Annotated in this window: 6 protein-coding genes; 5 read left to right on the forward strand and 1 reads right to left on the reverse strand. The window is 61.3% G+C overall.

Annotation, left to right across the window (positions count from 1 at the left end):
- Positions 1–3: 3 nt before the first annotated feature.
- Positions 4–2,295 (reverse strand): 5-methyltetrahydropteroyltriglutamate--homocysteine S-methyltransferase, encoded by a 2,292-nt coding sequence (gene metE, locus ABIB42_RS20655; protein WP_429248924.1) that lies wholly within the window; start codon positions 2,293–2,295, stop codon positions 4–6.
- Between the two features lie 103 nt (positions 2,296–2,398).
- On the opposite strand from metE, the gene ABIB42_RS20660 reads away from it, so the two are divergent.
- The 5 genes from ABIB42_RS20660 to ABIB42_RS20680 form a co-directional block, all read left to right on the forward strand.
- Positions 2,399–3,280: a LysR family transcriptional regulator gene (locus ABIB42_RS20660; protein WP_005663519.1), complete on the forward strand. Its 882-nt coding sequence runs from the start codon at positions 2,399–2,401 to the stop codon at positions 3,278–3,280.
- 319 nt (positions 3,281–3,599) lie between these two features.
- Positions 3,600–3,983, forward strand: a complete 384-nt coding sequence (rpsL, locus tag ABIB42_RS20665) for a 30S ribosomal protein S12 (RefSeq protein ID WP_005663517.1) — start codon at positions 3,600–3,602, stop codon at positions 3,981–3,983.
- Positions 3,984–4,120: 137 nt separating this feature from the next.
- Positions 4,121–4,591: a 30S ribosomal protein S7 gene (gene rpsG / locus ABIB42_RS20670; RefSeq protein ID WP_005663516.1), complete on the forward strand. Its 471-nt coding sequence runs from the start codon at positions 4,121–4,123 to the stop codon at positions 4,589–4,591.
- 129 nt (positions 4,592–4,720) lie between these two features.
- Positions 4,721–6,826 carry an elongation factor G gene (gene fusA, locus ABIB42_RS20675; protein WP_005663513.1) on the forward strand — a complete coding sequence of 702 codons (2,106 nt, stop codon included), beginning with the start codon at positions 4,721–4,723 and terminating at the stop codon, positions 6,824–6,826.
- Positions 6,827–6,900: 74 nt separating this feature from the next.
- A partial coding sequence (locus tag ABIB42_RS20680; protein ID WP_184238386.1) for a GTP-binding protein occupies positions 6,901–7,586 on the forward strand: 686 nt, incomplete at its 3' end.

Genomic DNA, 7,586 nt, shown 5'->3' on the forward strand with positions numbered 1-7,586 from the left:
GCTTCAGGCGGCGCGCAGGGTATGCGCCGCCGCCACCATATTGCGCAGCGCCGGCAGCACTTCTTCCCAATTGCGGGTCTTGAGGCCGCAGTCGGGATTGATCCACAGGCGCTCGGCCGGGATGCGGGTGGCGGCCTTGCGCATCAGGTCCACGATGTGGTCCTGGCTCGGGATGTTCGGCGAATGGATGTCGTACACGCCCGGCCCGATCTCGTTCGGATAGCTGAAGTCATCGAAAGCGTCCAGCAGTTCCATATCAGAGCGCGAGGTCTCGATCGTGATCACGTCGGCATCCATGGCGGCGATCGCGGCGATGATGTCGTTGAACTCCGAATAGCACATGTGGGTGTGGATCTGGGTCTCGTCCGCCACGCCGTTGGCCGTGATGCGGAATGACTCGACCGCCCAGTCCAGGTAGTCCTTCCATTCGCCGCGCCGCAGCGGCAAGCCTTCGCGCAGGGCCGCCTCGTCGATCTGGATCACGCGCACGCCGGCGCGCTCCAGGTCCAGCACTTCCTCGCGGATGGCCAGCGCCAGCTGGCGGCAGCTCACGGACCTCGGCTGGTCGTCGCGCACGAACGACCAGTTCAGGATCGTCACCGGGCCGGTCAGCATGCCCTTCATCGGTTTGTCGGTCAGCGACTGTGCGTAGGTGGTCCACTTGACCGTCATCGCCTGTGGGCGGCGCACGTCGCCGAACAGGATCGGCGGCTTCACGCAGCGCGAACCATAGGATTGCACCCAGCCGTTCTGACTGAAGGCATAGCCGTCGAGCTGCTCGCCGAAGTATTCGACCATGTCGTTGCGTTCGGCCTCGCCGTGCACGAACACGTCCAGCCCCAGCGCTTCCTGTTCGCGCACGCAGCGCGCGATCTCGCCGCGCATCGCTTCCTCGTAGGCGGCCGCATCCAGTTCGCCTTTTTTATGGGCATTGCGGGCCTGGCGGATCGCCGCCGTCTGCGGGAAGGAGCCGATGGTGGTGGTCGGGTAGCTCGGCAGCTGGAGCAGGGCGGCCTGTTGCAGGCTGCGTTCGGCGTGGCTGCTGGCGCGCTGGCCCAGCTCGGGGGTGATCGCGGCCAGGGCCTGCGCTACTTGAGGATTCGATACGCGCTTCGAGGCGCGGCGGCGGTCGATCGCGGCGGCATTCTCGACCAGTTCGAGCTGCACCTGCGAGCGGCCGTGGTCGAGCGCATGGGCCAGGATGCGCAATTCTTCCAGCTTCTGCACGGCGAACGCCAGCCACGAGCGGATTTCGGGATCGAGCGTGGTCTCGTTCTGCAGGTCGACCGGCACGTGCAGCAGCGAGCACGATGGCGCGATCCACAGGCGCTGGCCCAGTTGGCGCTGCACCGGCTCCAGCCATTCCAATGTGGCGTGCAGGTCGGTCTTCCAGATATTGCGGCCGTCGATCACGCCCAGCGACAGCACCTTGTCCGGGCCAAGGGCGTCGATCACCGGCGCGATCTCGGCGTGGGCATGGATCGCGTCCAGGTGCAGGCCGTCCACCGGCAGCGCGCAGGCCAGCGCCAGGTTATCTTCCAGGCGGCCGAAATAGGTCGCCAGCAGCAGTTTCGCGCCGCTGTGCTGGAGCAGGTCGTAGGCGCTCGCATAGGCGGCCTGCCAGCGCGCATCGAGCTCGGTGACCAGCGCCGGCTCGTCGACCTGCACCCATTCGATGCCTTGCGTGACGAACCAGGCCAGCAGCTCGGCATATACCGGCAGGAGCTTGGGCAGCAGGTCGAGCCGGTCGCTGCCGTCCTTGGCCTTGCCCAGCCACAGATAGGTGAGGGGGCCGATGATCACCGGCTTGGCCTTCACGCCCAGCGTGCGCGCCTGGGCCAGCTGTTCGTCCAGGCGCGCGGTGTCGAGCCTGAAACCGGTGTCGGCGCTGAATTCGGGGACGATGTAGTGGTAGTTGGTGTCGAACCACTTGGTCATTTCGCCGGCATGGACGCCGCCGCAGGCGTGGTCGTGATCGCCCTGGCTGCGGCCGCGCGCCACCCGGAAATAAGAATGAAGCGGCGCGTCGAGCGCATCGCCATGGTGCGCATGCGCGCGCGCTGGCACGTTGCCGAGGGTGAAGCTCATGTCCAGCACCTGGTCGTACAGCGAAAAGTCGCCGACCGCGGCGAAATCGAGCCTGGCCTGCTGCTGCCAGTGGCGCTGGCGCAGCGCTGCCGCCTGCGCGCCGAGTTCCTGGGCCGAGGCCTCGCCCTTCCAGAACCGTTCGAGGGCGAATTTCAGTTCGCGGCGCGCGCCGATGCGCGGGAAGCCGAGGGTGTGGGTAGTCGTCATGGTGAAGTCAGCCTGATAAGAATGGATGAGTTCATGATAGGCCGCTTGATTCATGAATAAAATTGGTATGATTTAATCCATCCATTAATTTCATTCATGTGACATGATCGAACGCATCCACCTGTCCCTGATCCGCGAGGTCGACCGGCGCGGCTCGCTGACCGCCGCCGCCGACGTGCTGTGCCTGACGCAATCGGCCTTGAGCCACACGGTGAAGAAGCTTGAGCAGCAGCTCGGCACGCCGGTCTGGACGCGCGAGGGGCGGGCGCTGCGCCTGACCCAGGCCGGGCGCTATCTGTTGGCGCTGGCCGAACGGGTGCTGCCCCAGCTCGAGCATGCCGAGCGCCTGATGCATGAATACGCGCGCGGCGAGCGCGGCACCCTGCGCATCGGGATGGAGTGCCATCCCTGCTACCAGTGGCTGTTGAAAGTGGTGGATCCTTACCTGGCCGCATGGCCCGAGGTCGACGTCGACGTCAAGCAGCGCTTCCAGTTCGGCGGCCTCAAGGCCCTGCACGGCTACGAAATCGACCTGCTGGTCACGCCCGACCCGCTGTTCAAGCCGGGGCTGCGCTTCGTGCCGGTGTTCGACTACGAGCAGGTACTGGTGGTGGGCAGCAGCCATCCGCTGGCCGGGCGTTCCCACGCCGAGCCGGCCGACCTGTCCGACGACGTGTTGATCACCTATCCGGTCGACGTCGAACGGCTCGACATCTACAACCAGTTCTTCCTGCCGGCCGGCTGCGCGCCGCGCCAGCGCAAGACCATCGAGACCACCGACATCATGCTGCAGATGGTGGCGAGCGGCCGCGGCGTGGCGGCGCTGCCGCGCTGGCTGGTGGACGAGTATGCGGGAAGGATGGCGGTAGCGCCGGTGCGGCTGGGGCACGAAGGGGTGTTCAAGCAGATCTTCCTGGGCACGCGCGAAGTGGATGCCGGCACCGCCTACCTGGAAGCGTTCGTGGAGATCGCGCGTCAAGCGTGAGTGCCCGCAGGCACGTTTTGCACCGTCATGGGGCAGGCCCGTCGCGGTGATGCCACATTCACCACGGTTTACCGGCCCGCTCGCCCAGGCGAGCTGAGCGAAGTGGCAAATCGGTTGACCCGCCGTCACATTCAGCGTATATTCGCGAGTTCTCGTTTTTATTCTGCACATCGTATACGCATTCGCAGCCGCTCCTTTCGTCGAGTGGCTTTCGTCGCCTGCGCTGTCAATTCTTACGGGACTAGGTTTTAGTCCCCGGGCCAGCTCGTTTGCCGTCCCGGGTCGTCAACGTAGCAGCAATTTAGTTGGATTAGGAACGATGCCAACCATCAATCAATTGATTCGCAAGCCGCGTGAAGCCGCGGTTGTGAAGAGCAAGTCGCCGGCACTGGAAAACTGCCCGCAAAAACGTGGCGTGTGCACCCGTGTGTACACCACCACCCCGAAGAAGCCGAACTCGGCACTTCGTAAAGTCGCTAAAGTGCGTCTGACCAACGGTTTCGAAGTCATTTCGTACATCGGCGGTGAAGGCCACAACCTGCAAGAACACAGTGTCGTGCTGCTGCGCGGCGGTCGTGTGAAAGACTTGCCAGGTGTGCGTTACCACATGGTTCGCGGTGCACTGGATACCCAGGGCGTCAAAGACCGTAAGCAAGCGCGCTCGAAGTACGGCGCCAAGCGTGCCAAGGCTGCGAAGAAGTAATCTTCGAGGTGCGTGTCATCGACACGTCACATTAATTAGATAAGTTGAGCCGGCCGCAAGGCCGAGTAAGTGAAGGGTCATGAGGGCCTTTCGCGAGTGTGGAATCCGCACTCAACTGAAGACAGGAAGGAATTGAAATGCCACGTCGTCGTGAAGTACCCAAGCGCGAGATCCTGCCGGATCCAAAATTCGGCAACACCGATGTCGCCAAATTCGTCAACGTTCTGATGCTGTCCGGCAAGAAGTCGGTTGCAGAAAACATCATCTACGGTGCATTCGAACACATTCAATCCAAGTCGGGCAAAGACCCGCTGGAAGTGTTCACGACCGCGATCAACAACGCTAAACCGCTGGTGGAAGTCAAGTCCCGCCGTGTCGGTGGCGCCAACTACCAGGTGCCAGTGGAAGTTCGTCCGGTTCGTCGTATGGCGCTGTCCATGCGTTGGTTGCGCGAAGCCGCAAACAAGCGCAGCGAAAAATCCATGCCGCAACGTCTGGGTGGTGAACTGATGGAAGCGGCTGAAGGCCGCGGCGGCGCAATGAAGCGTCGTGACGAAGTCCACCGCATGGCAGAAGCGAACAAGGCGTTCTCGCACTTCCGCTTCTAAAAAAATGGGCAGACCGCAGGGGGATTTTTCTCCTGAATATGCCCCTGCAGTATCTGTTGTTCAGGCCGGGCTCATTTTGATCATCAAGATGATGCTCGGTTTTGTCCATTCAAAGATTTAGGAAAAATTATGGCACGCAAGACCCCCATCGAGCGCTACCGCAATATCGGTATTTCGGCTCACATCGATGCTGGTAAAACCACCACCACCGAACGCGTCCTGTTCTACACGGGCGTCAACCACAAGATCGGCGAAGTGCACGATGGCGCAGCGACGATGGACTGGATGGAGCAAGAGCAGGAACGCGGCATTACCATTACCTCGGCAGCGACGACCTGCTTCTGGAAAGGTATGGCCGGTAACTTCGAGCCTCACCACATCAACATCATCGACACCCCGGGCCACGTTGACTTCACCATTGAAGTCGAACGCTCGATGCGCGTGCTCGACGGCGCCTGCATGGTTTACTGCGCAGTCGGCGGCGTGCAGCCACAGTCGGAAACCGTGTGGCGTCAGGCTAACAAGTACAAAGTCCCACGTCTGGCCTTCGTCAACAAGATGGACCGTACCGGCGCGAACTTCTTCAAGGTCTACGAGCAGATGCGCGCTCGCCTGAAGGCAAACCCGATCCCTCTGCAGATCCCGATCGGCGCGGAAGAAAACTTCCTGGGCGTGGTCGACCTGGTCAAGATGAAAGCAATCATCTGGGACGACGCTTCGCAAGGCATGAAGTTCGACTACCGCGACATCCCTGCGGAACTGGTCGATCAAGCCAACGAATGGCGCGAGAAGCTGGTCGAGACCGCTGCTGAAGCCAGCGAAGAGCTGATGAACAAGTACCTGGAAGAAGGCGATCTGTCGGAAGCAGAGATCAAGACCGCCCTGCGCCAGCGCACCATCGCGTCGGAAATCGTTCCGATGATGTGCGGTACCGCGTTCAAGAACAAGGGTGTGCAGGCAATGCTGGACGCCGTCATCGAATACCTGCCGTCGCCAGTGGACATCCCACCAGTCGCCGGTACCGATGAAGACGACCAGCCGGTCACCCGTAAAGCTGACGACAATGAGAAATTCTCGGCGCTGGCATTCAAGATCATGACCGACCCGTTCGTTGGCCAGCTGATCTTCTTCCGCGTCTACTCGGGCATGGTCAATTCGGGCGACACCGTCTACAACCCGGTCAAGGGCAAGAAAGAACGCCTGGGTCGTATTCTGCAGATGCACGCCAACCAGCGCGAAGAAATCAAGGAAGTGCGCGCCGGCGACATCGCCGCTGCGGTCGGCCTGAAAGAAGCGACCACGGGCGAAACCCTGTGCGATCCTTCGGCTGTCATCACCCTGGAAAAGATGGTCTTCCCTGAGCCTGTGATTCAACAGGCAGTCGAGCCGAAAACCAAGGCCGACCAGGAAAAAATGGGCCTGGCGCTGAACCGCCTGGCACAGGAAGACCCATCGTTCCGCGTGCGTACCGACGAAGAATCGGGCCAGACCATCATCGGTGGTATGGGCGAGCTGCACCTGGAAATTATCGTTGACCGCATGAAGCGTGAGTTCAACGTGGAAGCGACCGTCGGCAAGCCACAGGTTGCATACCGCGAAACCATCCGCAAGGCAGTCACCGACGTCGAAGGCAAGTTCGTCAAGCAGTCGGGCGGTCGTGGTCAGTACGGTCACGCAGTCCTGTCGATCGAGCCGCAAGAGCCAGGCAAGGGCTTCGAGTTCATCGACGCGATCAAGGGCGGTGTGGTTCCACGCGAATACATCCCTGCAGTCGAAAAAGGTGTGCGCGAAACCCTGACCACCGGCGTGCTGGCTGGTTACCCAGTGGTCGACGTCAAAGTCACCCTGACCTTCGGTTCGTACCACGACGTCGACTCGAACGAAAACGCGTTCCGCATGGCAGGCTCGATGGCGTTCAAGGAAGGCTGCCGTAAAGCGAATCCGGTCATCCTCGAGCCGATGATGGCCGTGGAAGTGGAAACGCCTGAAGACTACGCTGGCTCGGTGATGGGTGACCTGTCGTCGCGTCGCGGTATGGTCCAGGGCATGGACGAAATCCCAGGCGGCGGCGGCAAGATCATCAAGGCCGAAGTCCCGCTGTCGGAAATGTTCGGTTACTCGACCTCGCTGCGTTCGGCGACCCAGGGCCGCGCGACCTACACGATGGAATTCAAGCACTATTCGGAAGCTCCGAAGCACGTGATTGACGCCATCGTCACCGCGAAGTCCAAGTAATAGATAATGGAGGGATGGGACGTCCCATCCCTCCAGTTAAACAAATATATCGTTTCTCTTAAAGGAATTAGGAAATGGCAAAAGGTAAATTCGAACGGACCAAGCCGCACGTCAACGTCGGCACCATCGGTCACGTTGACCACGGCAAAACCACCCTGACGGCTGCAATCGCTACCGTCCTGTCGAAGAAATTCGGCGGCGAAGCCAAGGCCTACGACCAGATCGACGCGGCTCCGGAAGAAAAAGCACGCGGCATCACCATCAACACCGCGCACGTCGAGTACGAAACCGAAAACCGTCACTACGCTCACGTTGACTGCCCAGGCCACGCCGACTACATCAAGAACATGATTACCGGTGCTGCGCAGATGGACGGCGCGATCCTGGTGTGCTCGGCCGCTGACGGCCCAATGCCACAGACCCGCGAGCACATCCTGCTGGCGCGTCAGGTTGGCGTTCCATACATCATCGTGTTCCTGAACAAGTGCGACCTGGTCGACGACGCAGAACTGCTGGAACTGGTCGAAATGGAAGTCCGCGAACTGCTGTCGAAGTACGAGTTCCCAGGCGACGACCTGCCAATCATCAAGGGTTCGGCACGTATGGCGCTGGAAGGCCAGCCAGGCGAAATGGGCGAAGAGTGCATCGCCCGTCTGGCAGAAGCCCTGGACACCTACATCCCAACCCCGGAACGTGCTGTTGACGGCGCCTTCCTGATGCCAGTCGAAGACGTGTTCTCGATCTCGGGCCGCGGCACCGT

This window comes from Massilia sp. UYP32, assembly GCF_050434365.1.
Lineage (GTDB): Bacteria > Pseudomonadota > Gammaproteobacteria > Burkholderiales > Burkholderiaceae_D > Telluria > Telluria timonae.